This window comes from Pseudophaeobacter sp. C1-32P7 (assembly GCF_041008775.1).
Classification (GTDB): Bacteria; Pseudomonadota; Alphaproteobacteria; order Rhodobacterales; family Rhodobacteraceae; genus Phycobacter; species Phycobacter gallaeciensis_A.
This window is the reverse complement of record NZ_JAXGFR010000006.1, coordinates 213,497-238,677: the sequence shown is the minus strand read 5'-3', so window position 1 is coordinate 238,677 and position 25,181 is coordinate 213,497. Positions and strand designations below refer to the sequence as shown.

Below are 25,181 nucleotides of genomic sequence, written 5' to 3'. Positions count from 1 at the left end.
CCACACCGACCTGAATGATGGAGACCCGCCCTATGGATCTGACCCCTGCCCCGTATTTTCGCGATATCGCCGATGGTCCGGAAGGGGGAGAAGCCCATTGGGTGACCACCAAAGATGGCCTGCGCATCCGCGTGGGCCATTGGCTGCCCGGTGGTCTGCCGCGCGAGGCGATCAAGGGCACGGTGCTGATCTTTCCCGGACGCACCGAATATATCGAAAAATACGGCCCTGCAGCCATCGACCTGGGTCGGCGCGGCTTTGCGACGCTGGCCGTGGACTGGCGCGGACAGGGGCTGGCCGACCGGATGCTGGACGACCGGCGTCTTGGCCATGTTCAGCATTTCCCCGACTTTCAGCAGGACGTCGCCGCCGTGGTGCAACTGGCGCAGCAGCTTGACCTGCCGAAGCCCTGGTTCCTGCTGGCTCACTCCATGGGCGGCGCCATCGGGCTGCGTGCCCTGATCGAAGGGTTGCCGGTCAAGGCCTGCGCCTTCACCGGGCCAATGTGGGGGATCCAGATCCCCGCCGCCATGCGCCCCGTCGCACGCATCTTAGGCGCTTTGGCGCCACATCTGGGTTTCAGCGCAATGCGCGCGCCCACCACGACCAAGGGGCATTACGTGCAATCCGCCCCCTACGAAGGCAACACTCTGACCAATGACGCGGATATGTACCGGTTTATGCAGGAACAGCTGGAGGCCCAGCCGGATCTGACACTGGGCGGGCCAACCGTACATTGGCTGAGCGAAGGACTGCAGGAATGCGCCGCCCTGGCCCAGCGCCCCTCTCCGGCGCCACCCTGCATCACCTTCCTCGGCAGCGACGAGCAGATCGTAAATACTGACGCCATCAAGGACCGCATGCAGCGCTGGCCCGGCGGCGAGCTGGATCTGGTTCAGGGCGCCCAGCACGAGGTGGTGATGGAAGGTCCAGCCATCCGCCAGCACACCTTTGACCGCATGTGCGCCCTCTTTGACCAATACCGGGGCTGAACGCCCCCGGCTGATGGGCGGCGCCGCTGATCGCTTGTGATCCCCCGCGCCGCTGCTTAGATGTCAATCGAATGGCACGGCGCGGCTGTGCCTCATCTTTTCACATGACGCTTCAAGGAGGCCCCATGTTTCAACTGCCTTTCCCCGTTCGTGACGCCAATGCCGGTGGAGGCTCTGACGCCTTCGGCAATCTGCCCGAATGGGATCTGACCGATCTTTACACCGCTGATGACGCCCCCGAACTGGCACGCGATCTGGATTGGCTGGAGCAGGAATGCAGCGCCTTTGCTGCCGATTACGAAGGCAAGCTGGCCGATCTTGATGCGGCGGGTCTGCTGGACTGCGTGCTGCGCAACGAGAAAATCAACGCCATCGCCGGGCGCCTGATGTCCTATGCGGGCCTGCGTTATTACCAGCTGACCACCGATGCAGACCGCGCCAAATTCCTGTCGGATTGCCAGGAAAAGGTCACCGTTTTCACCACGCCATTGGTCTTCTTCACGCTGGAGATCAACCGTATCGAAGATGACAAGCTGAAGGCGCTGTTTGCCGCCAATGCGGATCTCGCACGCTATGAACCCGTCTTCCGCCGCATCCGCGCGATGAAGCCGTACCAGCTGTCGGATGAGTTGGAAAAATTCCTGCACGATCTGGGCGTGGTCGGCGACGCCTGGGAGAAGTTGTTTGATGAGACCATCGCCGGTCTGACCTTCACCGTAGACGGTGAAGAAATGAACATCGAAGGCACGCTGAACTTCCTGACCGACCAAGACCGCAGCAAACGCGAAGCCGCGGCACGAGAACTGGCGCGGGTCTTTGCCGAAAACATCAAGATCTTTGCCCGCGTCCACAACACGCAAGCCAAGGAAAAGGAAATCGTCGACCGCTGGCGCGGCATGCCCTCGGCGCAGATGGGCCGCCATCTGGCCAATGATGTCGAACCCGAAGTGGTCGAGGCCCTGCGCGAAGCCGTCGTGGCCGCCTACCCCAAGCTGTCGCACCGCTATTACGAGCTGAAGCGCAAATGGCTGGGCCTGGACCGTATGCAGGTCTGGGACCGCAACGCGCCGCTGCCGATGGAAGTCTCCCGCACCGTCGGCTGGGACGAGGCCCGCGACATCGTGATGGAGGCCTATGGCGCCTTTGATCCGCGCATGGCCGAAATCGCCGATCCCTTCTTCAACAAGGGCTGGATCGATGCGGGCGTGAAACCCGGCAAGGCGCCGGGCGCCTTTGCCCATCCCACCGTCACCGATGTGCACCCCTATGTCATGCTGAACTACCTCGGCAAACCGCGCGATGTGATGACCCTCGCGCATGAGCTGGGCCATGGCGTGCATCAGGTGCTGGCCGCCGGTCAGGGCGAAATGCTCTCCTCCACCCCGCTGACGCTGGCAGAAACCGCGTCCGTGTTCGGCGAGATGCTGACCTTCCGCAAGATGCTGGAAAAGGCCAAGGACCAGAACGAGCGCCGCGTGCTGCTGGCAGGCAAGGTCGAGGACATGATCAACACGGTCGTGCGCCAGATCGCCTTTTATGATTTTGAGTGCAAACTGCACGAAGCGCGCCGCGGCGGCGAGCTGACACCCGATGACATCAATGCGCTCTGGATGTCGGTGCAGGCCGAATCCCTGGGCGAAGCCTTTGATTTCATGGAAGGGTACGAGACCTTCTGGGCCTATATCCCGCATTTTGTCCACTCGCCCTTCTATGTCTACGCCTATGCATTCGGCGACGGTCTGGTGAACGCGCTCTACTCGGTCTACGAGGAAAACCCCGAAGGCTTCCAGGAGAAGTATTTCGACATGCTGAAAGCGGGTGGTTCCAAGCACCACAAGGAGCTTCTAGCGCCCTTCGGCCTTGATGCCTCGGATCCCAAGTTCTGGGACAAAGGCCTGTCGATGATCTCTGGCATGATCGACGAGCTGGAGGCGATGGAGGACTGATACTTCGCGTCAGGCGGGAGGTTTTTGGCCGCCCGCCTGATCGTCCACTATGCGGACTGAACCGACTTTCGCTGCGGCTGCGCCAATGTTGGCATCTGAATTTTTGAACACACCGAACATGACAGACAAATCCGGCTAATAGCTCTTCAATCTGCTAGCGCCGGTGTATGTCGCGCCAATTTCTACCTTCGATCCGTTCGTTCTCGGAGTTTGTCTTATTCACCGAGTCTAGATCCATTGCTTCCATTCCTAGCGGAGGGTTCTTAGGGTCGTAAGTTGGAGGCCGGAAAAATGCGATCAACTTCCGGAAGAATTCAAACATTGCTTCAGCCTCTTTATTGCCAACCTGCCCGCGCGAAACTCGCCCGGCCCCATCTTTGATTTCAGCATTGCAATTACAGCGCATTGTTGCTGAATGAGTTCATGACGCCGAGGCTCTCTGTTAACTTAGGTAGGGCGCGACGGCGCGGCAAGCGCTGAGCCCAGCATCTCCGCAAAACTGGTCTAGTAGATGTTTCAGAAGGCGGCCTGCGTGGTTTCGCTGCAAACGGACTTTCGTCGACTTCGCAGCATCGGTCAAAATGGGCTCATAGCAGCCATGTCCTACGGCGCTCACTTCAACTGACTGTCCTTCGATCCGCGCCGGTTGATGCCGCCGCGCTGCGCCTTTGCTCCGTCGCGCTCTTCCTGACAATCGATGCATAGCTTCACACCCGGGCGGGCCAGGCGGCGTTTTTCGGGAATCTCTTCTTCACAATCCGCGCAATGGGTCAGACTTTCGCCGACGGGCTGTTGCTGCGCTTTCATCCGCGCCAGCTCATCGCTGATCGAGGCTTCGATCTGCTCGCTCACCGCGCCGTCGCGCGCCCATCCTCCTGCCATATCACGCCCTCCCGCGTCCTGATGCGAAGACCCGCAGCCTAGGCGCCCAGACCGCGCGGGGCAAGCCGGGCGGCTGCCCCGACGTTTTCCTTGCGCCCTGCCCTGTCCGCAGTAGCCTGCCAGCAGTTTCTTTGAGCAGATTTTGGGGAGGGTATTTGATGCGAAAACTTGCAAAATGGCTGGGACGGCTGGTGGTCCTGCTGATCCTTGTGGTGATCGGTGCACTGATCTTTGTACCCGGCTATATCGAAAATGGCCGCAACGTGGTGGCCGAGCATGACCCCTACCCCGTCAGCGCCGAGGCGGCCGAGTTGCACAAGACGCTGCTGATCGGCGATCTGCATGCCGATCCCCTGCTGTGGAAACGCGACCTCACAAAGCGTGGCAACCGGGGTCAGGTCGACATCCCCCGCCTGATCGAAGGCAACGTGGCCTTGCAGGTTTTCACCGCCGTAACAAAATCCCCCGCCGGTCAGAACTACGACCACAATGAAACCGACGCGATGGACAATATCACCCTTCTGGCAGTGGCACAGATGTGGCCCATGCGCACCTGGGGCTCGCTTTATGAGCGCGCCGTCTATCAGGCGGAAAAACTGCACGGGTTTGAAGAAAAGTCGGACGGCAAACTGCATATCATCAAATCAGAAGCCGACCTTGATGCGCTGCTGGAACGCAAGCTGTCGGGCGAGGCCGTGGTCGGCGGGATCCTTGGTATCGAAGGCGCGCATCCGCTGGAAGGCAACCTCGACAACCTGCAGGGCTTGCAGGATGCGGGCTACCGGCTGGTGGCCCTGCAGCACTTTTTCGACAATGCACTCGGCGGATCGCTGCATGGCGCCAGCAATGCCGGGCTGACCGATTTCGGACGCTCGGTTGTACAAGCCGTGGTGGAGCGGGGACTGATCCTTGATCTCGCCCATTCCAGCCCACAGGTGGCGCGTGATGTTCTTGAAATGACCGATATTCCGCTGGTCGTCTCCCATGGCGGCATTCACAAGGCCTGCCCGGTCAAGCGGAACTTCCAGGACGATCTGATGCGGGAGATCGCGGCAAAGGGCGGGGTCATCGGTATCGGCTACTGGAAGGATGCGATCTGCGATGACAGCCCTGCGGGCGTCGCCGCCGCTGTGAAGGTCGGGATCGAGGTCGTTGGCGCGGATCACGTCGCGCTGGGGTCGGATTTCGACGGCTCGGTCGAGACCACATTCGACACCTCGGAACTTGCCGCCCTCACCCATGCCATGCTGCAGGCGGGTCTGACGCCCGAACAGATCCGCAAGGTCGCCGGGGAAAACATGCTACGGGTGATCCGGGCCCGGCTGGACTGATCCACCGCTGCGCCGGAAAAAGACAACGTTGCATCGCGCCGCCCCCTCGCCGGGGCGGCGTTTCCCGTTCTGGCCGGCAGATCTATCTCGCGGATTCAGCCTGCCGGCGCACACGCGGTTAAATCCCGACAAAACTAATCAAGTATTTGAATTTACACATTTTTCTTGACCCACCCTTCGCTATTGCCTATCGAGGTTTCAGGATCTGCAGCAAGCCAGAATCAACGGCAGCACGCAAAGCTAGCACTCCAGCGAGGACACCCTACCGGGTCCCAGCCAGACAGCCAGCACCGCCAGCCCCCTGATTTCCAGCCAGCCACACAACGCCAGCACTTCGCCAGCGCAGCTCGATCATCCTTGCCAGCCTTTCGCCAGCCGTTGATCAGGTCGCCCCCAAAAAGTCTTTCAGCTTGCCAGCCACCGCGCCAGCCTTTCGCTGACCGGCCTATGCTTGGACGCTACAGGCATGTACTCGTCCAAAGCTTGCGCGTTTTGCCCCCCAGATGCATCAGCCTGCTCCCACAACGACGCAACATGAACGATCGCCCTGCCCGCCAAAGCAGACGTCCTTGACTTAGCCCGGGCAAGGCTTTTCATGTCCATCATGACCGATCTTTCGAGCCAACCTCTGGATGAACTCAGCCTCGACGAGGCTGCCCGCCCCAAAGCACCGCTGGTGCCGGAAGCAACGGACGCTCACCGTCATCAGGGGCGACAACTGGCAGCAATCCATCGTCATTACCTGATGGAGATAGCCCAGATCGCTGCGGTCCTGACCCGGATCGAGGCGCGGGACACCCCGCCTGAGCACCTGAAGCAGATCGTGCTTTCACTCGACATGGCTGAGAATTTCCGCGCGTTCGGATCGCTTTGCGGGCGCGAGTGCCAGGTGCTTAAGTTGCACCACGATATTGAAGGCGCTGACATGTTCCCCCGGATCGAGGCTGCGGGCGGTGGAAAGTTCCGCGAAGTCATCGCCAAATTGAAGGCAGAACACGAGGTGGTTCACGAGCTGATCATCCGCCTCGGTCGTGCAGCGCATACGCTGGCCGAAAATCCCAGCGATGCAAACTTCGCCCAGGCCGCCGCGACATTCAGAAAACTGGAAGAGGTTGTGCGTTCCCATTTTGGCTATGAGGAAACTGAACTGGCAGAGGCTATCGGGTATTATCTCGGGTCGATCTGACAGCGCCGCCAAGACTCCTCAGCAACGTCGGCATCCAATGCTATTTCGCCCGCATCCCAATCCGTGACCGAAAGAAAAAGGGCTGCCCGCAGGGCAACCCTTTTGCATTTCTTTGCCGTTCATTCGCAGCCTGTCTTCAGGCGCTGGTCAGCATGCCTTTTTCCGACGCCAAAGCACGCATCTTGTTTTGCAGCTTCTCAAACGCGCGCACCTCGATCTGGCGGATACGTTCGCGGCTGACGTCATACTGGGTGCTCAGCTCTTCCAGAGTCACCGGTTTGTCGGCAAGACGGCGCTGGGTCAGGATATCCTTTTCCCGGTCATTCAGCACATCAAGCGCCTGCGCCAGCAGTTCGCGGCGCGCTTCCAGCTCGTCCCGTGCCTCGTAATCGCCCGCCTGGTCGGCATCTTCGTCTTCCAGCCAGTCCTGCCACTGCATGGTGCCCTCGCCCTCGCTGCCGACAGTGGCATTGAGCGACGCGTCGCCACCGGACATGCGGCGGTTCATTGAGATTACTTCGGCTTCGGTCACGCCCAGATCGGTCGCGATCTTCTTGACGTTTTCCGGACGCAGATCGCCCTCTTCCAGGGCACCGATACGGGCCTTGGCCTTGCGCAGGTTGAAGAACAGTTTCTTCTGGCCCGAGGTGGTGCCCAGTTTCACAAGGCTCCAGGACCGCAGGATATATTCCTGGATCGAGGCGCGGATCCACCACATGGCATAGGTCGCCAGACGGAAACCTTTTTCAGGATCAAAGCGTTTCACCGCCTGCATCAGACCGACGTTCGCCTCCGAGATCACCTCGGCCTGGGGCAGACCGTAACCGCGGTATCCCATGGCGATCTTGGCCGCCAGCCGCAGGTGGGAGGTGACCATCTTATGCGCCGCCTTGGTGTCCTGCTCTTCGACCCACCGCTTGGCCAGCATGTATTCTTCTTCCGGCTCCAGTAGCGGGAACTTCCGGATTTCCTGCATATAACGGTTCAGGCCACCTTCCGGTGTCGGTGCAGGCAGGTTTGCATAATTCGCCATTCGGTCTGTCCCTCCCAATGTTTAAGGACCTAACATCAGCGTTGTTGTAGGACGAATATGGGGAAGAGGTTCTTCCGTTTCAAGTCCTACCGATAATCACACCTTATACCGAACCCGCGATCACGGTCTGTAATCTTGATCACAGGCCTCTATCGGCGGCCCATGGCTCACCCTTTTGCGCCGCGCAGCGCCTCCAGGAGGTCCTGCATATCCTGCGGCAAGGGCGCCTCGAACCGCACCGTTTCGCCGCTGACCGGATTGGTAAAGCCCAGAACCGCCGCATGCAGTGCCTGCCGCGGAAAGGCCTGAACCGCCGCAAGCGCCTTTTCGCTCAGCGCCTTAACCGGCAGCTTGCGTTTGCCGCCATAGGTCGGATCACCGATCAGCCCATGACCTGCATGGGCCATATGCACCCGGATCTGATGGGTCCTGCCGGTTTCCAACCAGCATTCTATCAGCGCCGCCACCGCCGGATTGCCAAAAGGCTCCACGATGCGCGCACGGGTCACCGCGTGGCGGCCGCCCTGAAACAGCACCGCCTGACGCTGTCGGTCTGTCTTGTGGCGGGCCAACTGGGTGGTCAGCTTCAGGATGTTGCCGGTCTCGAAACTGGCACCTTTGACACCGCGCAGCCGGGGATCGTTGGCATCGGGCACACCATAGCAGACCGCACGGTAATAGCGTTCGACCGTGTGACGTTCGAACTGCGCCGCAAGCCCCTGATGCGCAACATCGGATTTCGCCACCACCAGAAGACCCGAGGTTTCCTTGTCGATGCGATGCACGATACCGGGGCGCTTCACCCCACCGACACCAGACAGGTTATCGCCGCAATGATGCATTAGCGCGTTGACCAGCGTGCCCGAAGGCGTGCCCGGCGCCGGATGCACCACCATGCCCGCCGGTTTGTTGACGACGATCAGATCGTCATCCTCGAACACCACATCCAGCGGGATATCCTCGGGGCCAATATGGCTGTCACTGGCTTCCTCGACGGTGACTGAAATCACCGCCCCCGCCTCGACCCGCGCCTTGGGATCGCGCACCACTTGCCCGTCAACGGACAGCGCGCCCTCGTCAATCAGCCGCGCCAGACGGGTCCGCGATAGGGTTGCCTCCTCTGGCACATCACGTGAAACCGCTTTATCAAGCCGTTTAGGCGGATTTTCCGCAATAACGAATTCTATCCGGCGGCGCTCCATGACAGATCCTTCCAAACCCGAATTGCAAGAAGAGCCGCCGCAGCTGAAGTTCCTGCGCCGACTGGTGACCACGCTGACCGTGGTCATGATTGGCGGGCTTGTAGTGGTTATCTCGCTGCTTGTCATCCGTCTGTCTGCAGACGGGCCCTCGCTTCCCGAAAGCATCACCCTGCCCGACGGCGTCACGGCCGAGGCTGTCACCTTTGGCACCGGCTGGGTGGCGGTGGTGACCCAGGATCAGCGCATCCTGATTCTGGATCCCGAAACCAGTGCGGTCCGGCAGGAAATCGAGCTGAAATAGCCCCCCCGGCACAGCAAGGCGGGCGGTCTGCATCAGGAACGCAGCAGCACCTTGTTCGATCCCAGCGCCTCGGCAATCTGCACATATTGCGAACGCCGCTCTTCTGCCGCTTCGGCGCTGCGCAACAGGACCGTCTGCGCCTGATCCAGAATGGCGCTGGCCTGCTGATTGACCTGCGCTGCCCGTGCCGGATTGACCGGCGTCAGCGGACGCGTGGTCCGGTCCGTGGACGACGTCTTGCGCGAGGCATAGGCATTGCTCTGTTTCCAATCCCGGTTTTTGCGGGTCAGACGGTGAATATCCCGCGCGGTGTCCCGCAGAACCTGGCGGACCTCCTCGTAATCCGAATCTTCGGGGATTTCCGCTGAAACGCTTTCCAGACGCTCCGCGAGACAATCCACCCGGTATTCCGCGGCGTCGATATCAGCGCAAAAGGCCTTGGCGGCGGAGAGGCTCGTCACCAACTGACGCAGGAACGCCGCCGAGCCGAACTCGCCCGCCGGAACGATCACCGTGTAAAGAACTGGCGCTGACTGCGCCAGAACCGGCCCCGCCGTCAGGGCGATCACTGCGGACGCCGCCGCACATCTGCTTAGGAAACTTTGCGTCATGTCACTCGAACTCCGGATACCAATACCACATGCCCTAGCCACCATCCAGCGGCGGCCCCGCAAACGGGCCATCGGCAGAAATCATGTTGAAACTGTCCCATTCCCGCGCCGTCGTTGCAAGCGCGGCATAGGTCTGTAAGCTGTCAGGAGAGTATCGTAATGATTTTTCGGAGGCTTCCATGTTTTCCCCCCGCTCTCTGACCGCCCTAGCCGCCCTGATTCTTTTTACCGCCCCCGGACCGCTTGCAGCCCAGGGCGCAAGCGCAGCCCTCAACGAAGCAAAGAGCCGCGCCGCCTGCGGTGCAGGGGTTCCGGTCTCGGCGCAATACCTGCCGGGCGGGCTGCTCAAGGTCACCTGCCGCGCCTCCAACTCTCAAGCGGTTAGCGAAACGCTGCCCGAAGCGATGCAGGGTACCGGGCTAAGCCCCACCGCCGCAGCCGGAGTGATTCTGAGCAGTGTGATTCTTCTGGTCGTGACCGGTGATGACGAAACCGGCACCACCACGACGACAACCACCACGACCACGGGCGAATAACCGCGCCCGTACCGGTCAGGCGAGCCACAGCAGTGCTGCAACGGGTTCAGATGGATCAGACCAACGCTCACCTGCATGGCATGCGGGTGAGCTGCTGCCGCCAAGCCCTTGTAGCGCCTACAGGTGCTTGGGCGCGCCCATGCATGCGAACTAACCGATCGCAATCAGTGCGTTATGTGAAAAAGAGGGGAAATGGTACCGCCTCCCTGGCTTGAACAGGGGACCTCTGGATCCACAATCCAGCGCTCTAACCAACTGAGCTAAGGCGGCACTGGGGGGCGATTTAGCCTAGGTACATACCGAGCGCAAGGGGGTTAAAGCACAGTTTTCCAGCTTTGTTCGATCAAATCCTGCCCGAAGGAATGAACCGGTTTGCTGTCGGCCAATTCCCAGCCGAATGCAGCATAAAGCGCGCAGGCCGCTTCGTGGCTTTCATGGGTCCACAGCGTCATATCCTGATAGCCCGCATCACGCGCGAACTGCATGCATTGGGTCAGCAGGCGCTTGCCGATGCCCTTGCCGCGCGCCTCGGGCGTCAGCAGGAACAGGCGCAGCTTGGCGGTGGTATCGCTCAGCCGCACGCAGAAGATCGAGCCAAGCCGCTGGCCGTTTTCCTCTGCGATCCAGCCGCGTTCCCTTTCCGGATCATGATCCGCGCAGAAATCCCGCAGGATCTCGGCCACCAGCGGGCCAAATGTGTCGTCGAACCCTTCGTCCTGGGTGTAAAGGGTCTGGTGCCGCTCCACCAGCCAGGGGCTGTCCTCGGCTTCGAATCGGCGCAAAGTCACTTTTTCCATGGCTTATCTGACCACGATGCCCGCTTGCCTTTCAACAGGCTCCGGGCTAGCAGGATGCCTCAGGCCGTTTATGCGCCGCAGAAGGTCACCCACAGGAGGTCACGATGGGCATCAACAGCGAACGCGATATCGAAGCGAACATGCAGATCGGCCCGACCGATATCGGCATGGTGCGCATTTTCATCGAAGCCGGCGATATTGAGATCCCGATGGATTTCGACCCCGAAGAAGCCGAGGAAATCGCCGACGAAATCCGCGCCGCCGCTCAGGCAGCCCGCAGCCTGTCGGACTGACCTTGGCACCCGGACGGGCGGCTGTGTCCGTGCAGGCGCCCGCCAGATAACTGAAGCGGCGCGTCACATACCGCGCCTGAGTTCCCACCCGAGCGTGGAAACTTTACTGCTACGCAAGCCACTTAACGCCAAGTAGCTATGAAACCTCGCGACTAAACAAAAAAACGTTACTGCTTCCTTCAGCGCGATTAATTTCTTTTTGAGACTCCAGCGCGACCCTAAAGGCCATTCATTTGGATTTAGAGGGGCGCAGATTATGAACTCCGTTTTCGGCATCAACAGCTTTACCGGCCTTTATGCTGGCACGAACACACCGGATTTGGCGGCGACTGCGGAAACCACAGCCACCGATTGGACCAAAGGGGCCAGCGCCAAAACCCTTCTGGAAGAAAGCCAGAAGGTGCAGCGCGCCGAACGCCTAGAGCAGCGCAAGGAAGCGGAGGCCAACATGAAACGCTTGGAGGACAATGCGCGCGCGATTGCCTTCGCGCTGAAAACCAAAGAAATGCAAAAGGCCCTCGCCACGCTGCAACAGGACAACAGCCAGAGCAGCCACCTCATGCTTTTGATGGTCACAGACGAGGGCGATATTCACGCCTTCTTCCCGCCCCCTCCAAACGCCTTCGGCGCCGGCTCTGGCAACGATGCCGTGTCCTACGCTGGCGGGGTGATCAAGGGCATCGAAACCGGTGATGGATCGGACGCCGTAGCCCTGACCGGCGATGTGGTCGAGGACGTGCATACCGACCGGCAAAACCGAGGCACCGAGTTGGTCGTTTACAAATCCGGCGGGGCGCGGATGACCACGTATTATGCCAATTATTCCGCCGCCGATTCCTTGGCGATCTCAGCACAGACGATACGCAAGATTTCGACCGGTGGCGGTAATGACGCGGTCGCTCTGAATGCGGAAACGATCACGGGACTCGATACCGGTACGGGCGATGACGCGCTCAGCATCTCGGCCCGCCACCTCAATCAGGTGAACACCGGCGATGGCAATGACAGCGTGGCCATTCGCGCGGGGGTCGTGTCACGACTGGATACCGGATCGGGCGACGATGTTCTGACCCTTAACGCCACTGTTCTGGACGGCGTAAGAACCGGCGACGGCAATGATGTGGTAAATGTGGTGCTGAATGATCAATCCGGGGACGGGCTGGACTTCCCGCGGTACGCCCGCCTGCACACAGGCAGCGGCGATGACACGCTATCCTTGGCAGCGCAGGGGCATGTCACATTTGGTGCCGGGACAGGCGACGATACGGTTCTGCTGTCAAAAGGCAGCTTTACCATGGCGCTGCAGGATGGCGCGGCCGAGGGCAATGACGTGGTCACCCTTTCGGAAGGTGCAGATCTGGCCCTCATGGTCTCCAGCGAAAAAGCCGCCAGCGCCACCATCGTAAAGAAGGACGATGCCCTGCTCATCAATTTTGGCGATGGTAGCTCGGTCACAGTCAAAGGTCTGGCAAACGGAGGCACTGTCGCGCTGGCCCTGCCAAGCGGTCAGGTCGACAAGATCCTGAAACAAGAACAAGCGGTCGATCTGCGCATGTGAGGATCACATCTGCTACACTCTGGGGTCGAGAACCGCCTGCAGCCGCCGTGCGGCGTCCATCGCCAGCTTGTGCGTCATCTTCTTGCGCCGCGCTGCGGGCAGCTTCGCTTCCGGCCCCATACGCACAATCTCGCCATAATAGGCATCGGCGACGATCAGCCCGGTCTCATCCGGCAGGATTTCGACCGGGAACTCGGTGTCTACCGCCCAGAAATAGCGGTCACACCACTCGAGATACCCTTGCCATTTGCTGTCTGACTGGAAATCGGCGCGGCTGGATTTGCATTCGATCACCCAGATCTCGCCCTTTGGGCCCAGCGCCATCAGATCAACGCGCAGGCCGCGTGTGGGCACGAATTCCTCGACCGACACAAAGCCAAGCGAGCGCAAATACCGCGCCACCCCGCGCGCCAGCCGCTGACCAGGCTGAAACCGCTCCAGATCATTCTCATCCACCATGGCACCAGAAGTGAACAATTAGGGAACAAAATGCAAGCCCGAGGACGGTAAAGGCAAAAACTCTTACCACTTGCCCCTTGCCGCCGCAGCGCCCGCACACTACCTAGGGCCGTGGCGGGTTCTGCCCTTCTTGTGACAGGTAGCATTCCAGTGGCCTTAAGCAATTCCGAGGGAGCTGGCTCTGTTCGGATCCTGGTCCGTTTACCTGGCGCCCACCTGTACATACAGGTCCTCGGGAATCAAAACCGCACGGTTGCCTGGTGGTCCCGCCACATTTCCACAGTATCGACCAAAGGCCCGGGGGCTGCCTCCACCTGACGCAGACGCACATACTGTCAGCCTACGCCAGCCAATTGGCGCCCCATAACGTCTAACTCCCCGGCATTCACACGCCAATACAGGTCCCGCACCTGCTGCAGAGACAAAAAAGGCGCCACTCCCGCTAAAGGAATGGCGCCCTTGATCTACACGGATTTTTCGCCAGACGGCCTCAGCTATCCATTTTCAATGCCGAGATGAAGGCCTCCTGCGGGATGTCGACCTTGCCGAACTGGCGCATCTTCTTCTTACCCGCTTTCTGCTTGTCCAGCAGCTTGCGTTTACGCGAGGCATCGCCGCCATAGCATTTCGCGGTCACGTCCTTGCGCAGCGCCGACAGGGTTTCGCGCGCGATCACCTTGCCGCCGATGGCCGCCTGAATCGGGATCTTGAACATGTGGCGCGGGATCAGGTCCTTCAGCTTTTCGCACATGGCACGACCGCGCATTTCGGCACGGTCCCGGTGCACCATCATCGACAGCGCATCGACCGGCTCGTCATTCACCAGCACCGACATCTTCACCAGGTTGTCCTCACGGTAGCCGGTCAGGTGATAGTCGAAGGAGGCATAGCCCTTGGTCACCGATTTCAGCCGGTCGTAGAAGTCAAAAACCACCTCGTTCAGCGGTAGATCGTAGACCACCATGGCGCGGGAACCGGCATAGGTCAGGTCTTCCTGAATGCCGCGGCGGTCCTGGCAGAGTTTCAGCACATCGCCGAGGTATTCATCCGGCACAAGGATCGTCGCCTTGATCCGCGGTTCCTCGATGTGATCCACCTTGGACATGTCAGGCATGTCGGCCGGGTTGTGCAGGTCGATCTTCTCGCCGTCCTTCATGTAGACGTGATAGATCACCGACGGCGCCGTGGTGATCAGCTCGATATTGTATTCCCGCTCGATCCGGTCGCGGATCACCTCAAGGTGCAACAGGCCCAGGAAACCGCAGCGGAAACCAAAGCCCAGCGCCGCCGAGGTCTCCATCTCAAAGCTGAAGGAGGCGTCGTTGAGAGCCAGCTTGTCGATGGCGTCGCGCAGGTCTTCGAATTCGGCGCTATCCACCGGGAAGAGACCGCAGAACACCACCGGCTGCGCCGGTTTGAAGCCCGGCAGAGCCACCTCGCAGCCGTTCCGGTCATTGGTGATGGTGTCGCCGACGCGGGTGTCGCGTACCTGCTTGATCGAGGCGGTCAGGAAGCCGATCTCACCCGGGCCGAGTTCATCCACCACCTGCATGGCAGGGCGGAAGACGCCGATCCGGTCCACATGGTGCAGGGTGTCGTTCGACATGAACTTGACCCGCATGCCTTTCTTCAGGACGCCGTCCATGATGCGCACCAGCACGATCACGCCCAGGTAAGCGTCGTACCAGCTGTCCACCAGCATGGCTTTGAGCGGCGCATCGCGGGTGCCTGCGGGAGCGGGCAGATGCTGTACGATCGCTTCCAGCGTCTCGTGAATGCCCTGCCCGGTCTTGGCCGAGACCTGAATTGCCTCGCTTGCGTCGATGCCGATCACATCCTCGATCTGCTCAGCCACGCGATCGCAATCAGATGCGGGCAGGTCGATCTTGTTCAGCACCGGGACGATCTCGTGATCCGCGTCGATTGCCTGATAGACATTGGCCAGCGTCTGCGCCTCGACCCCTTGCGTGCTGTCCACAACCAGCAGCGAGCCTTCAACCGCGCGCATGGAGCGGGAGACCTCATAGGCAAAGTCGACGTGGCCGGGGGTGTCGATAAGGTTGAGAACATAGGTCTCGCCATCGTCGGCCTTGTAGTCGATCCGGACCGTGTTGGCCTTGATGGTGATGCCACGCTCACGCTCGATATCCATCGCGTCCAGAAGCTGCTCTTTCATATCGCGCGACTCCACCGTCCCGGTCTCCTGGATGAGCCGGTCAGCGAGGGTGGATTTGCCATGGTCGATATGGGCGACGATGGAGAAATTGCGGATCTTTGAGAGCTCTGTCATGGTCTGGGGATATGGTGCGGATTTTAAGTTTGGTCAAGCGCGCGCGTGAGGCCACCCAGCGATATTTTTAAGGGTGCATGGCAGGAGAGGCGCAATTGCCGCAGATTGAGACCGAAGAGCAGCTGAAAGAGTGGCTGGATACACAGGATTGGCAGGTCTGCTTCGCGATCGGAGTACGCGCAGCGATACGCAGTCTGCCAGAATTGATGCACCAAGTAGATGCTCACCGCGAAAACTCGTCTGCTCAAATTGCGCTTTTGTCATCTTTTCGTGCAGCAATCACCAATGCCGAATTAAGCACCCTTCCCCCTCGGGAAGCCGAGAAAAAGTATGCACTGGATGAAGACAGCGAATTGGGCCGCCTTATTAGGGCAGACGAGACAGCACTCGCAGTCCTAGAGTCCGTTCTCGATTCCCTCTTCCCTGCAGCAAGCTTCTTAGATGCCACACTAGCCCAGCGCCCTGATTGGGGCGGGCACGTTCCAACGTACCTTTTCCAGCAGCCCCTCTGGCATGGCACAACAGGCATAGTGGAATTTCTGGACATGTGGCAAAGCTTTGAACGCGAATTCAAATCGCACAGTCCGTGGTGTTTTTGGTGCCACTGGTACCAAGGTTTCCTTGAAGGAAAACCGTTAGACTGGGAACTCCAACGCCGCGTAGCCCAGATCGACGATGACATCTGGGACGCTGGCCCCGAGGCCGTTGCGGAAGAGATCGAACGGATCAAGGCCGCTAATATGGCCGAGAAACTCCCTCTTGCCGAAACCATTGAGGTGAACCCGGAAACCTCTAAGTTCCGCGCGGTGCCTATTCCGGTGGAGAATGCGCCGCTGATGTCAGCGTTGCTGACCCAAATAGCGGATGCCACCGAAGATGCATTGCAGGGCCACAACGGGCTGACCGAACGCTCGGGCGATATTCGCAGGCTCAACCGGGTGATCACCCGCTATGGCAACGATCCCCAGCAGGCCGAACTGACGCTGACCTCCGTCGCCAAAAGCCTGAGCCGACAGATCCACGACAGCCGTGAGCTGCCGGATAACGAAGACAACCTTGCCCTGCTGGACGCGGTTAAGGACGGCGTGCGCGGGATCCGGGCCAACCACCCCGAGGTCGCCGCAAACCGTGAACAACTCGCCCAGCAGGCCCTGGGTGAGCTCTCGGCAGAGGACAAACAGGTGCTGGAACAGGCCCAGCCGCTGCTCACCGCGATCAGCGAAGGCGCCATGGCCGAAGATTTTGCCGAGGATATCCCCGAACTGATTAATGACGCGGCCCGCCCCCTGCCCACAGGCGCCCCCGCCCTGCCCGGCGCCGATGCAACCACACGGATCTTCAGCCGGGTCTCCAAGATGGCCCTGCTTGTCGACCACGCAAAGAAGCTGGCAAAGACAGGCGCGCAGACCTTTGACAGCGATCTTGTGAAAACCATTCGTTTGGCCGGGCTAACCGTGACAACAATCGGCGGCGTCGGCGCTATTCTTTTCAATCTGGTCCAGATCGGCTTGCGGATATTAGGCGTCCTCTAACCAAGGGCAGCGCCTGACTGGGCGGGCGCATAGCGCCTGCCGGGGGGCAGGCAGGCGCTGCCCGGCCTTTGGTCCGGGCTAGACCCTATTCGCAGGGCCTGTGGCAGATTCCCGCGCATGATTTATGGATTATTAACCCCAATTGAAAGCCAGCCAAACCTGCGGCATAGTCGCGCCAGCCGCCTGCCAGCGGCCTTTCTCGAATGACCACTGGACAGGACATGACGATGCGTTTTGTGAGCTCTTTTCTCTGTGCCGCAGCCCTGACGACTGCGTTCAGCGTACCCTCTGTCGACGCGGGCGTCATCGAAAGGGCCTGTCGTCAGTCGGAACGCGGCTATGCAAAGGCCGGGCTGTGCAGCTGCATTCAGAAAGTCGCCAACAAGAGCCTGACCCGTTCGGAGCGCTCCAAGGTGTCAAAGTGGTTTGCCGATCCGCATCAGGCGCAGGTCGTACGCCAGTCCAGCCATCGCGGCGATGAACAGCTTTGGGAACGCTACAAGGAATTTGGCGCCAACGCCGCGCGCGTCTGCGGCTGATACAGCCCCTCTGAAAGGCGTCTATTCAGATCAGCGTTACGACGGTCACACCCCTCTCATGCCTCCGTGACGCGCCCCCGATTTTGCGCGGCCCACGGCCCGGCGCAGATGCTGCAGTGCCGCACAGGGGAAATCCGCTCCAATACAACCCTTGACCCCGCATCTTTCTGTCGTTGAGAAAGAAGATGCATATTTGGAGCATATTCATGTTGACGAAGGGTGTTACCCTAAGAGGGCTGGAAGTCTTTGCCGCACTGGCAAGAACCGGATCCGTGGCGCAGGCTGCGGAAATGACCGGGCTCAGCCAACCCGCAGTCAGCCAGCAATTGCGGAATCTGGAAAAATCATTGTCCTGCGACCTGGTGGACCACAGCCGCCGCCCGATGGTAGTCACCCCGGCAGGGCGTACATTTCTGGCCCGCACCGAGGCGGTGCTTGCAGAGTTGCGACTAGCGCAAAGCGAGCTGACGGTTGTCGATCTCAGCCACCTGCCCGAACTGTCGATCGGTCTGATCGACGATTTCGACAATGATCTGACCCCGCGGCTGGTGACCATCCTTGCCGAGAGCCTGACCAAATGCCGGTTCAAGATGATCACCGCCTCCAGCCACGACATCATCCGCGCCATGGAAGAGCGCGAGCTGCACATAGCCGTAGCCGCGACCACCGGCGCCCTGCACGAAGGGCTGGTGGAACTGCCACTGGTGCAGGACCCCTTTATTCTGGTGGCCCCAAAGGGGTTCATCGGCTCCTCGGATACCGGCCTTCCGAAGGTCAGCGTGAGCGAGCTGAATACCCTGCCATTCCTGCGCTATGCACGGGACCAATTGATTTCACAGCAAATCGACGCCCATCTGACCCGTCAAAACCTTGCCTTTGAAAGCCGGTTTGAGATTGGTTCGCACCTTGCCCTGATGGCCATGGTGGCGCGCCGGATCGGCTGGGCGATCACGACGCCGCTGGGGTATATGCGGGCGGTGCGGTTCCACGATCAGATCGAAGCCTACGCCCTGCCCTTTGGTGCCGCCGGTCGGACCATTTCCCTGTTCAGCGGCAACGACTGGGCGGATCAGGTCCCCCGCGACGTGGCCAAGACCATGCGGCACCTGATCCAGACACAGATGATCGATCCGGCGCTGGTCCGGCTTCCTTGGCTGGCAGGGGCGTTCAAGGTCATCGACAGCTAAGGCCGACGTCAGAGGGCGTGCCCTGCCTCCAGATGGGAGACCAGCCCCCGCGCCGCCTGCTCGATCAGGTCGAGGCAGCCGTCGAAATCCCGCGTATAATAGGGATCGGGCACATGATCCGCGCTGCTGCCCGCAGCAAAGTCGGTGAACAGCACCGCGGGCGTGATCTGGCCTGCAGGCCTTTGCGCCTCGATATTGCGCAGGTTGTCACCGTCCATCGCCACGATCAGATCAAAACGCGCAAAATCCTGCGGTTCGAACTGCCGCGCCCGCAAATCCGACAGATCCAGCCCCCGCGCCCGCGCCGCTGCCTCCATAGGCCCGTAGGGCGGCTCTCCCACGTGATAACCCGCCGTGCCCGCGCTATCCGTCTCGGCCTGCTTAAAAAGGTCGCGGAACACCCCTTCAGCTGCGGGCGAGCGGCAAATGTTTCCTAGGCAGACGAACAAAATGCGTTTAGTCATCGGGGCACACTCCTTTTGGCAAGACAGCAATAAGAGGCTTTGCGGCGATGGAAAAGAGTGCGGAGAAGATCGTCATCCTGACTGGCGCCGGCATTTCCGCCGAAAGCGGGCTCGGCACCTTTCGTGACGAAGACGGGCTCTGGGCAAAGCACCGGATCGAAGATGTAGCAACGCCCGAAGGATTTACCCGCGATCCCGATCTTGTGCACGCCTTCTACAATGCCCGCCGTGCCCAATCGGCCGAGGCCAGCCCGAATGCCGCCCACACGGCCTTGGGTGAGCTGCAAAGGTCCTGGCCCGGTGAGGTTGTGATCATCACCCAGAATGTAGACGGGCTGCACGAACAGGGCGGCGCAGAAGATGTGCTGCATATGCACGGTACGCTTAACGGTGCCCTCTGCGCAGCCTGCGATCACCGCTGGCCCGCCCCCGCCAGCATGTCACCCACCGACCTCTGCCCCGCCTGCGCCCAGCCCCGCACGCGCCCCGATATCGTCTGGTTTGGCGAAATGCCCTATTTCATGGAAGCCATCTACGACCATCTGGCCGAAGCGGATATCTTCGCCTCAATCGGAACCTCCGGTCAGGTCTACCCGGCCGCTGCCTTTGTGCAGGAAGCGCAGATGGCGGGCGCCCATACGGTTGAACTCAATCTTGAGCCCTCGGCCGGCGCATCCAGCTTTGCCGAAAGCCGCCTGGGGCGCGCCAGCGAGATCGTGCCCCACTGGACCGGCGACATTCTGGCCCGCGCCTGAGCCTCCAAAGAAAACGGCCAGCCCCCGGAAAAGGACTGGCCGCAATGTCTCGGCGCGATTGGCGCTGATCAGTTGTTGTGCTTCATGCCGCCGTGACCGGGCTTGCGCTCCAGATCCACCGGCACCTCAACGTTGATTTCACCGGCTTTTTCAAAGACCAGCGTCAGCGGTACCACATCGCCGTGATGAAGGGTCTGGGTCAGCCCCAAAAACATGACGTGGTCGCCGCCCCGCTTCAGCATGTGCACCTCACCCGCCGGAATGGCAAAGCCTTCTTCCACGTGCACCATCTTCATGACACCGTTGGCATCGCCCTGGTGGGTGTGCAGTTCGACCCGCTCTGCCACGTCAGAATGCGCATCGATCAGCCGGTCATCAGCGCCGGTATCGTTCATGATCTGCATGAATGCCGCGCCGCTGGCGGACATCTTGGTCGACACGCGTGCATAGGCGTCCTCGACCATCATACCGCCCGCCATGGCGACCCCGGCAAGGGTGAGTGCGGCTGCGCTGGTGGCGGCGAAAACGAAGGATTTTAAAGACATCTTGAGTCTCCTGTTACAAAGTCTGTCTGATTTTCAGGGTAGGATAGATTGGAAATCAGGCAGAGATCGGCGGGCCACGTGCCAGGGCGTATTGCCCGCAGGAGACGGGGATCAGGACTGTGCGATCGGGTGTCAGATCCTGCCGAACCGGGCGTGCCGGGATTGGCAGCGCTTGCTGCACCGGCAGCCCAGCATCCAAGAGATGCATCACGCAGTCGGGACAATAATGCGGCGCCGGGACCGGCTGGCCGTCGCTGTCCACATAGATCGCCACCGGGCCGGTGCCCGTGCAGATCACGATCTGCCCCGAGGCATCCCGTGCCCCACGCATCGCGGCAGCGCTATGGGCGGTCAGCACCACAGCAAGGGACAGGAAGATCCCGATATATATCCGCAAACGTCGCATCATCAGTGGCAGATATGCCCCCGCACAGCGCCAACCGCAAGCGGCATTCGGTCACGCCAAGAATGGCAAAACGCCGCGCTGGAATGTCCAGCACGGCGTCTTACGAAATCAGATCGGTCTGAAGCGGATCAGGCCTCGGCAGCTTGTGCCTTGGCGATCTCTTTTTTCACTTTCAGAGCGGTTGCGGACAGCTCTTCGTCCTTGGCTTTTGCCAGGAATGCGTCCAGACCACCGCGGTGATCAACCGAGCGCAGGGCTGCGGCGGAAATCTTTAGCTTGACGCCACGGCCCAGAGTCTCGGACTGCAGGGTGACATCGTTCAGGTTCGGCAGAAACCGACGACGAGTGCGGTTCTTGGCGTGGCTGACATTGTTGCCAGTCATCGGGCCTTTTCCGGTCAGTTCGCAACGGCGCGACATAGGTTCATCCTTCGTATCTGGGGCGGCCTGCCGGACAAAACTCCGAATCTGCCGCCAAATCACAAGGGCGCGGCCATTGGCTGCGCCCGAAAACTGGTTGGATGCGTTTAGGAGGAATCGCTGACAGGGTCAAGCCATATGGCAGGGTTTTATCACCCACTCCGCCGGAAAGTGGCACAGCCCCGCCCAAACCGGACCAAACCCGGCCGCGCGCCGGGCCTGAAAGGTCCCCCTACCGCATCTGGCCAGCGGGTTTATTCCAGCCCCAGCCCCTTCAGCATGTCCCGCGCGGCTGCGGCAGGGGTCTGCTCTCCCGCAGCGACCGCATCCGACAGTTCCGCCATCCGGCCCTGCGCCCAAGGCGTTTCCAGCCTTGCCAGCATGGCCTGGCGCACATCTTCGGCAAACCAGTAACGCGCCTGATCTGCCCGGGTCCGCGCCCAATGTCCCGTCTCGCGCCGCCAGCCCGACAGATGCTCGATATCGGCCCAAGCGGCCTCCAGCCCCTCCCGTGCCAGCGCCGAAACCATCATCGCCTTGGGAAATCCTTCGGGATCCTGCGGACGCTTGCGCAGCAGCCGCAAGGCCCCGGCGTAATCGGCGCACGTGCGGGTAGCGGCGGGTTTCAGATCGCCGTCTGCCTTGTTGACCAGAATCATATCCGCCATTTCCATGATACCGCGCTTGACACCCTGCAACTCATCGCCGCCCGCCGGGGCCAGCAAGAGCAGGAACAGATCCGACATCTGCGCCACCACGGTTTCGGATTGCCCCACCCCGACGGTTTCGACCAGTACCACGTCAAAACCAGCGGCCTCGCACAGGGACACCGCCTCCCGGGTGCGGCGGGCGACACCGCCCAGCGTGGTCTGGCTGGGCGACGGGCGGATGAAGGCGGATTTCTGGCGGCTGAGATGCTCCATCCGGGTCTTGTCGCCCAGAATGGAACCGCCCGAGCGGGTCGAGCTGGGATCGACCGCCAGCACCGCCACCCGCAGGCCGCGTTCGACCAGCATCATGCCGAAGGCCTCGATGAAGGTGGATTTGCCGACCCCAGGCGTGCCCGACAGGCCGATCCGCAAGGCCTGCCGTTCCGCTTTGGCCAGCCGCTCCAGCAGCGCCAGCGCTTGCTCCCGGTGATCGTCGCGCCCGCTTTCGACCAGGGTAATCGCCCGCGCCAACGCGCGCCGGTCGCCCTGCAAAATCTTGTCACTCAGCTGCGCAATATCCATGCCAAAGCCCCTGTTCCGCGCCCTTTGCCGGGCCTGTGTCCGAAAGTTCCGCCTACTTGACGCAGGCAGGCCCGGATTGTCCAGTGCCGAGGCAGGCGCATTCAGCCGCAGCCGCCGCGCCTCTGGACCCGGCACGGGTCTTTGGCGATAAGGCTGCCATGACACGCCTGCCCATTGATGACGCCCTGCCCGATCTGATCGCCGCCCTGCGCACGGGCGGCCGCGCCGTGCTGCAGGCACCGCCCGGCGCCGGCAAGACAACCAAGGTACCGCTTGCCATGCTCGAGGCCGGTCTCTGCGACGGGCGCATCGTCATGCTGGAGCCACGCCGCCTGGCCGCCCGCGCCGCCGCCGAACGCATGGCCGAAACCCTGGGCGAGCGCCCAGGCGAAACCGTGGGCTACCGCATTCGCGGCGAGGCGAAGGTCAGCAAATCCACCCGGATCGAGGTCGTCACCGAAGGCATTCTGACACGGATGCTGCAATCGGACCCCGACCTGCCCGGCGTCGGAGCAGTGATCTTCGACGAATTCCACGAACGCTCGCTGAATGCTGATCTCGGCCTCGCGCTCTGTCTTGAGGTCGCGGGCGCCCTGCGCGACGATCTGATCCTGCTGGCGATGTCCGCAACGCTGGATGCCGCCCCCGTCAGCGCCCTGATGGAGACGCCGCTCATCACCTCCGAGGGGCGCAGTTTCCCGGTGGAAACCCGCTGGCTGGATACCCCGCTTGGCCCCGAGGCCCGCCGCACCGATGCGCTAGTGGATCTGGTTACCCGCGCCGAGGCAGAAACCCACAAGGAAGGCGGCGGTATCCTCGTGTTCCTGCCCGGTGAAGGCGAAATCCGCCGTGCCGCTGCCGCGCTCGAAAACCGACTGCCTGGGGACTGCACGGTGCATCCCCTGTTTGGCGCCCTGCCCTTTGCCCAGCAGCGCGCTGCCATCCAGCCCGCGAAATCAGGGCGCAAGGTGGTGCTGGCGACCTCAATCGCGGAAACCTCGCTTACCATCGACGGGGTTCGTGTGGTGGTCGACATGGGACAATCTCGCCGCGCCCGCTTCGATCCGGGGTCCGGCATGTCGCGGCTGGTCACAGAAAAGGTCACACGCGCCGAGGCAACCCAGCGGCAGGGCCGCGCAGGACGCGTCAGCGAAGGCATCTGTTACCGCCTCTGGACCAAAGGCGAGGAAGGCGCGCTTGCCGCCTTTCCCCCGGCGGAAATCGCATCCGCCGATCTGGCCGGTCTGGCGCTGGAACTGGCGCTCTGGGGCGCTGGCGCCGAGGATCTCGCCTTTCTGACACCACCGCCCGAGGGCGCCTTGCAGGAGGCCCGCAACCTTCTGACCCTCTTGGGCGCGCTGGATGCACAGGGCCGCATCACCACCCACGGCAAGGCGCTGTCGGCGCTGCCCCTGCATCCGCGCCTTGGCCATATGCTGCTACGTGCGGGCCCTGATCAGGCCGCCCCAGCCGCCACGCTGGCCGCGCTGCTGGCCGAGCGTGATCCCCTGCGCGGCGCCCCTGCCGACCTGATGCTGCGGCTGGAGGCGCTGAAGGATCCCAAGGCGTTCCAGCGCAAACGCCCCTATCAACTGGCCCTGCCAGTGGTCGACCGGATCCGCGCAGAGGCCCGCAGGCTGCAACAGCAACAGCGCAAGGCCCGCTCTGACGCGCCGGTGGTATCAGACCTGTCAGCAGCCGGGCTGGCCGCGCTCGCCTATCCCGACCGCATCGGCCAGCGCCGCAAGGGCGATACGCCGCGCTATGTCCTGTCAGGGGGCAAGGGGGCGGTGCTGTCGCCCGAGGACACGCTGGCCGCCACGCCCTTCATCGTGGCGCTGGACACCGATGGTAACCCGCGCGAAGCAAAGATCCGCATGGCGGTGCAGATCGCCCTTGCCGATATTCGCGCGCTGTTTGCCGATCAGATCACCTGGCAGGACAGCTGCGCCTGGTCCAAACGCGACCGCCGCGTCGTGGCCCGCAGCCAGGAGCGCCTCGGCAGTGTGGTTCTGGATGATCGCATCTGGAAGGATGTCCCGCCCGAGGCGATCGCCGAAGCCATGCTCGACGGGGTGCGCGATCTGGGTCTGCGCCTGACTGGTGCCGCCGCGCGGCTGGTGGCGCGGGTCGAGCTGCTGCGCGCCGATGGGCATGATCTGCCAGATTTCTCCGACGATGGGCTGATGGCAACGCTGGACGATTGGTTGCTGCCGATGCTGACCGGGGTGAAAACCGCGCAGGACTGGAAACAGTTCGACCTTCTGCCCGCCCTGCGGGCCGCTCTCAGCTGGGAGCAGACGCAGCTTCTGGACCGCGAAGCGCCAGGCCATTTCGTCACGCCGCTGGGCCGCAAGATCCCGATCGACTACGGGCAGGAGGTGCCGGAAATCGCGGTCCGTCTGCAAGAAATGTTCGGTGTGACCCGCCATCCCGCGGTGGGCGGCGTGCCGCTGAAGGTGACGCTGCTGTCCCCCGCACAGCGCCCGATCCAGATCACCCGCGATCTGCCAGGGTTCTGGGCCGGGTCCTATGCGGACGTGCGCAAGGACATGCGCGCCCAATATCCCAAACATCCCTGGCCCGAAGATCCGACCGCTGCCGACCCAACCCTGCGGGCCAACCGGCGCAAATCCTGACGAGGCCCCTGGGCGAAAAAGTCATCGCGCCGGAGCAGCGCGCCCC

The 25,181-nt window shown here is 61.6% G+C and carries 26 protein-coding genes and 1 tRNA gene; 13 read left to right on the top strand and 14 right to left on the bottom strand.

Translation table 11 applies throughout. The features are described 5' to 3' along the window. The first annotated feature begins 17 nt into the window (after positions 1-17). Together SM763_RS11115 and SM763_RS11110 are read left to right on the top strand one after the other, a co-directional pair. Positions 18-992, top strand: coding sequence for an alpha/beta fold hydrolase (locus SM763_RS11115; protein WP_368998576.1), 975 nt, complete (start codon positions 18-20; stop codon positions 990-992). A gap of 125 nt (positions 993-1,117) precedes the next feature. After that, positions 1,118-2,938, top strand: a complete 1,821-nt coding sequence (locus SM763_RS11110) for a M3 family oligoendopeptidase (protein WP_274839709.1) — start codon at positions 1,118-1,120, stop codon at positions 2,936-2,938. Positions 2,939-3,550: 612 nt separating this feature from the next. Here SM763_RS11110 and SM763_RS11105 read toward each other — a convergent pair. Then, the gene (locus tag SM763_RS11105) at positions 3,551-3,820 is read right to left on the bottom strand and encodes a DksA/TraR family C4-type zinc finger protein (RefSeq protein WP_274830083.1); all 270 of its coding nucleotides are present in this window, start codon (positions 3,818-3,820) and stop codon (positions 3,551-3,553) included. Positions 3,821-3,978: 158 nt separating this feature from the next. On the opposite strand from SM763_RS11105, the gene SM763_RS11100 reads away from it, so the two are divergent. Further along, entirely contained in the window at positions 3,979-5,151 is a 1,173-nt protein-coding gene (locus tag SM763_RS11100; protein ID WP_368998575.1) for a dipeptidase, read from the top strand. 595 nt (positions 5,152-5,746) lie between these two features. Further along, positions 5,747-6,337 carry a hemerythrin domain-containing protein gene (locus SM763_RS11095; protein WP_368998574.1) on the top strand — a complete coding sequence of 197 codons (591 nt, stop codon included), beginning with the start codon at positions 5,747-5,749 and terminating at the stop codon, positions 6,335-6,337. A gap of 136 nt (positions 6,338-6,473) precedes the next feature. Here the strand turns inward: SM763_RS11095 and rpoH are convergent, their stop codons facing one another. Together rpoH and SM763_RS11085 are read right to left on the bottom strand one after the other, a co-directional pair. Beyond that, the gene (gene rpoH, locus SM763_RS11090; RefSeq protein WP_065272972.1) at positions 6,474-7,370 is read right to left on the bottom strand and encodes an RNA polymerase sigma factor RpoH; all 897 of its coding nucleotides are present in this window, start codon (positions 7,368-7,370) and stop codon (positions 6,474-6,476) included. A 167-nt stretch (positions 7,371-7,537) separates the two neighbouring features. Further along, positions 7,538-8,572: an RluA family pseudouridine synthase gene (locus tag SM763_RS11085; protein WP_368998573.1), complete on the bottom strand. Its 1,035-nt coding sequence runs from the start codon at positions 8,570-8,572 to the stop codon at positions 7,538-7,540. On the opposite strand from SM763_RS11085, the gene SM763_RS11080 reads away from it, so the two are divergent. Further along, complete coding sequence (locus SM763_RS11080; protein ID WP_274832964.1) at positions 8,571-8,873, top strand: DUF6476 family protein; 303 nt, start codon at positions 8,571-8,573, stop codon at positions 8,871-8,873. The genes SM763_RS11085 and SM763_RS11080 overlap by 2 nt on opposite strands. A 32-nt stretch (positions 8,874-8,905) precedes the next feature. Here the strand turns inward: SM763_RS11080 and SM763_RS11075 are convergent, their stop codons facing one another. Then, the gene (locus tag SM763_RS11075) at positions 8,906-9,484 is read right to left on the bottom strand and encodes a hypothetical protein (protein ID WP_368998572.1); all 579 of its coding nucleotides are present in this window, start codon (positions 9,482-9,484) and stop codon (positions 8,906-8,908) included. A 34-nt stretch (positions 9,485-9,518) separates the two neighbouring features. Further along, entirely contained in the window at positions 9,519-9,665 is a 147-nt protein-coding gene (locus SM763_RS11070; protein ID WP_368998571.1) for a hypothetical protein, read from the bottom strand. Here SM763_RS11070 and SM763_RS11065 point away from each other — a divergent pair. Further along, entirely contained in the window at positions 9,664-10,020 is a 357-nt protein-coding gene (locus SM763_RS11065) for a hypothetical protein (RefSeq protein WP_274835013.1), read from the top strand. The two genes, SM763_RS11070 and SM763_RS11065, sit on opposite strands and share 2 nt — an antisense overlap. Before the next feature lie 193 nt (positions 10,021-10,213). Here SM763_RS11065 and SM763_RS11060 read toward each other — a convergent pair. Together SM763_RS11060 and SM763_RS11055 are read right to left on the bottom strand one after the other, a co-directional pair. Further along, a tRNA-His gene (locus SM763_RS11060) sits at positions 10,214-10,290 on the bottom strand. Positions 10,291-10,334: 44 nt separating this feature from the next. Continuing rightward, positions 10,335-10,817 (bottom strand): GNAT family N-acetyltransferase, encoded by a 483-nt coding sequence (locus SM763_RS11055; RefSeq protein ID WP_065272967.1) that lies wholly within the window; start codon positions 10,815-10,817, stop codon positions 10,335-10,337. Positions 10,818-10,921: 104 nt separating this feature from the next. Between SM763_RS11055 and SM763_RS11050 the strand changes: the two genes are divergently transcribed. Both SM763_RS11050 and SM763_RS11045 read left to right on the top strand, forming a co-directional pair. Continuing rightward, on the top strand, positions 10,922-11,110 hold the full coding sequence (locus tag SM763_RS11050) for a DUF6324 family protein (RefSeq protein WP_065272966.1): 189 nt from the start codon (positions 10,922-10,924) through the stop codon (positions 11,108-11,110). A gap of 256 nt (positions 11,111-11,366) precedes the next feature. Then, positions 11,367-12,668 (top strand): hypothetical protein, encoded by a 1,302-nt coding sequence (locus SM763_RS11045; RefSeq protein ID WP_368998570.1) that lies wholly within the window; start codon positions 11,367-11,369, stop codon positions 12,666-12,668. A 12-nt stretch (positions 12,669-12,680) separates the two neighbouring features. Here SM763_RS11045 and SM763_RS11040 read toward each other — a convergent pair whose 3' ends face one another. Beyond that, positions 12,681-13,124 carry an MmcB family DNA repair protein gene (locus SM763_RS11040; RefSeq protein WP_490363281.1) on the bottom strand — a complete coding sequence of 148 codons (444 nt, stop codon included), beginning with the start codon at positions 13,122-13,124 and terminating at the stop codon, positions 12,681-12,683. Between the two features lie 493 nt (positions 13,125-13,617). After that, positions 13,618-15,417, bottom strand: a complete 1,800-nt coding sequence (gene lepA / locus SM763_RS11035) for a translation elongation factor 4 (protein WP_368998569.1) — start codon at positions 15,415-15,417, stop codon at positions 13,618-13,620. 95 nt (positions 15,418-15,512) lie between these two features. Here lepA and SM763_RS11030 point away from each other — a divergent pair, with 95 nt between their 5' ends. The 3 genes from SM763_RS11030 (at position 15,513) to SM763_RS11020 (ending at position 18,675) form a co-directional block, all read left to right on the top strand. Further along, on the top strand, positions 15,513-16,949 hold the full coding sequence (locus tag SM763_RS11030) for a hypothetical protein (protein WP_274839715.1): 1,437 nt from the start codon (positions 15,513-15,515) through the stop codon (positions 16,947-16,949). A gap of 227 nt (positions 16,950-17,176) precedes the next feature. Continuing rightward, positions 17,177-17,488, top strand: a complete 312-nt coding sequence (locus SM763_RS11025; RefSeq protein ID WP_065273772.1) for a hypothetical protein — start codon at positions 17,177-17,179, stop codon at positions 17,486-17,488. Positions 17,489-17,694: 206 nt separating this feature from the next. Then, on the top strand, positions 17,695-18,675 hold the full coding sequence (locus tag SM763_RS11020) for a LysR family transcriptional regulator (protein WP_368998568.1): 981 nt from the start codon (positions 17,695-17,697) through the stop codon (positions 18,673-18,675). 8 nt (positions 18,676-18,683) lie between these two features. On the opposite strand, the gene SM763_RS11015 is transcribed toward SM763_RS11020, so the two are convergent. Next, the gene (locus SM763_RS11015) at positions 18,684-19,139 is read right to left on the bottom strand and encodes a low molecular weight protein-tyrosine-phosphatase (RefSeq protein WP_368998567.1); all 456 of its coding nucleotides are present in this window, start codon (positions 19,137-19,139) and stop codon (positions 18,684-18,686) included. Positions 19,140-19,186: 47 nt separating this feature from the next. Between SM763_RS11015 and SM763_RS11010 the strand changes: the two genes are divergently transcribed. After that, positions 19,187-19,894 carry an NAD-dependent deacylase gene (locus SM763_RS11010; RefSeq protein ID WP_368998566.1) on the top strand — a complete coding sequence of 236 codons (708 nt, stop codon included), beginning with the start codon at positions 19,187-19,189 and terminating at the stop codon, positions 19,892-19,894. A 68-nt stretch (positions 19,895-19,962) separates the two neighbouring features. On the opposite strand, the gene SM763_RS11005 is transcribed toward SM763_RS11010, so the two are convergent. From SM763_RS11005 to meaB, 4 genes are all read right to left on the bottom strand, one after another. Continuing rightward, on the bottom strand, positions 19,963-20,439 hold the full coding sequence (locus SM763_RS11005) for a copper chaperone PCu(A)C (protein WP_368998565.1): 477 nt from the start codon (positions 20,437-20,439) through the stop codon (positions 19,963-19,965). A gap of 55 nt (positions 20,440-20,494) precedes the next feature. Continuing rightward, a complete protein-coding gene (locus tag SM763_RS11000; protein WP_368998564.1) occupies positions 20,495-20,848 on the bottom strand; it encodes a hypothetical protein in 354 nt (117 codons plus the stop codon). A 125-nt stretch (positions 20,849-20,973) separates the two neighbouring features. After that, a complete protein-coding gene (gene rpmB, locus SM763_RS10995) occupies positions 20,974-21,264 on the bottom strand; it encodes a 50S ribosomal protein L28 (RefSeq protein WP_065272959.1) in 291 nt (96 codons plus the stop codon). 254 nt (positions 21,265-21,518) lie between these two features. Further along, positions 21,519-22,496 carry a methylmalonyl Co-A mutase-associated GTPase MeaB gene (gene meaB, locus SM763_RS10990; protein WP_368998563.1) on the bottom strand — a complete coding sequence of 326 codons (978 nt, stop codon included), beginning with the start codon at positions 22,494-22,496 and terminating at the stop codon, positions 21,519-21,521. Positions 22,497-22,654: 158 nt separating this feature from the next. Between meaB and hrpB the strand changes: the two genes are divergently transcribed. Next, entirely contained in the window at positions 22,655-25,135 is a 2,481-nt protein-coding gene (gene hrpB, locus SM763_RS10985) for an ATP-dependent helicase HrpB (RefSeq protein WP_368998562.1), read from the top strand. Positions 25,136-25,181: the final 46 nt, after the last annotated feature.

What these genes read in the sequence shown, in the direction of transcription:
- SM763_RS11115 (WP_368998576.1), top strand. Translation starts at nt 18, where the DNA reads ATGGAGACCCGCCCTATGGATCTGACCCCTGCCCCGTATTTTCGCGAT.
- SM763_RS11110 (WP_274839709.1), top strand. Translation starts at nt 1,118, where the DNA reads ATGTTTCAACTGCCTTTCCCCGTTCGTGACGCCAATGCCGGTGGAGGC.
- SM763_RS11105 (WP_274830083.1), bottom strand. Translation starts at nt 3,820, where the DNA reads ATGGCAGGAGGATGGGCGCGCGACGGCGCGGTGAGCGAGCAGATCGAA.
- SM763_RS11100 (WP_368998575.1), top strand. Translation starts at nt 3,979, where the DNA reads ATGCGAAAACTTGCAAAATGGCTGGGACGGCTGGTGGTCCTGCTGATC.
- SM763_RS11095 (WP_368998574.1), top strand. Translation starts at nt 5,747, where the DNA reads ATGTCCATCATGACCGATCTTTCGAGCCAACCTCTGGATGAACTCAGC.
- rpoH (WP_065272972.1), bottom strand. Translation starts at nt 7,370, where the DNA reads ATGGCGAATTATGCAAACCTGCCTGCACCGACACCGGAAGGTGGCCTG.
- SM763_RS11080 (WP_274832964.1), top strand. Translation starts at nt 8,571, where the DNA reads ATGACAGATCCTTCCAAACCCGAATTGCAAGAAGAGCCGCCGCAGCTG.
- SM763_RS11085 (WP_368998573.1), bottom strand. Translation starts at nt 8,572, where the DNA reads ATGGAGCGCCGCCGGATAGAATTCGTTATTGCGGAAAATCCGCCTAAA.
- SM763_RS11075 (WP_368998572.1), bottom strand. Translation starts at nt 9,484, where the DNA reads ATGACGCAAAGTTTCCTAAGCAGATGTGCGGCGGCGTCCGCAGTGATC.
- SM763_RS11065 (WP_274835013.1), top strand. Translation starts at nt 9,664, where the DNA reads ATGTTTTCCCCCCGCTCTCTGACCGCCCTAGCCGCCCTGATTCTTTTT.
- SM763_RS11070 (WP_368998571.1), bottom strand. Translation starts at nt 9,665, where the DNA reads ATGGAAGCCTCCGAAAAATCATTACGATACTCTCCTGACAGCTTACAG.
- SM763_RS11055 (WP_065272967.1), bottom strand. Translation starts at nt 10,817, where the DNA reads ATGGAAAAAGTGACTTTGCGCCGATTCGAAGCCGAGGACAGCCCCTGG.
- SM763_RS11050 (WP_065272966.1), top strand. Translation starts at nt 10,922, where the DNA reads ATGGGCATCAACAGCGAACGCGATATCGAAGCGAACATGCAGATCGGC.
- SM763_RS11045 (WP_368998570.1), top strand. Translation starts at nt 11,367, where the DNA reads ATGAACTCCGTTTTCGGCATCAACAGCTTTACCGGCCTTTATGCTGGC.
- lepA (WP_368998569.1), bottom strand. Translation starts at nt 15,417, where the DNA reads ATGACAGAGCTCTCAAAGATCCGCAATTTCTCCATCGTCGCCCATATC.
- SM763_RS11025 (WP_065273772.1), top strand. Translation starts at nt 17,177, where the DNA reads ATGCGTTTTGTGAGCTCTTTTCTCTGTGCCGCAGCCCTGACGACTGCG.
- SM763_RS11020 (WP_368998568.1), top strand. Translation starts at nt 17,695, where the DNA reads ATGTTGACGAAGGGTGTTACCCTAAGAGGGCTGGAAGTCTTTGCCGCA.
- SM763_RS11015 (WP_368998567.1), bottom strand. Translation starts at nt 19,139, where the DNA reads ATGACTAAACGCATTTTGTTCGTCTGCCTAGGAAACATTTGCCGCTCG.
- SM763_RS11010 (WP_368998566.1), top strand. Translation starts at nt 19,187, where the DNA reads ATGGAAAAGAGTGCGGAGAAGATCGTCATCCTGACTGGCGCCGGCATT.
- SM763_RS11005 (WP_368998565.1), bottom strand. Translation starts at nt 20,439, where the DNA reads ATGTCTTTAAAATCCTTCGTTTTCGCCGCCACCAGCGCAGCCGCACTC.
- SM763_RS11000 (WP_368998564.1), bottom strand. Translation starts at nt 20,848, where the DNA reads ATGATGCGACGTTTGCGGATATATATCGGGATCTTCCTGTCCCTTGCT.
- rpmB (WP_065272959.1), bottom strand. Translation starts at nt 21,264, where the DNA reads ATGTCGCGCCGTTGCGAACTGACCGGAAAAGGCCCGATGACTGGCAAC.
- meaB (WP_368998563.1), bottom strand. Translation starts at nt 22,496, where the DNA reads ATGGATATTGCGCAGCTGAGTGACAAGATTTTGCAGGGCGACCGGCGC.
- hrpB (WP_368998562.1), top strand. Translation starts at nt 22,655, where the DNA reads ATGACACGCCTGCCCATTGATGACGCCCTGCCCGATCTGATCGCCGCC.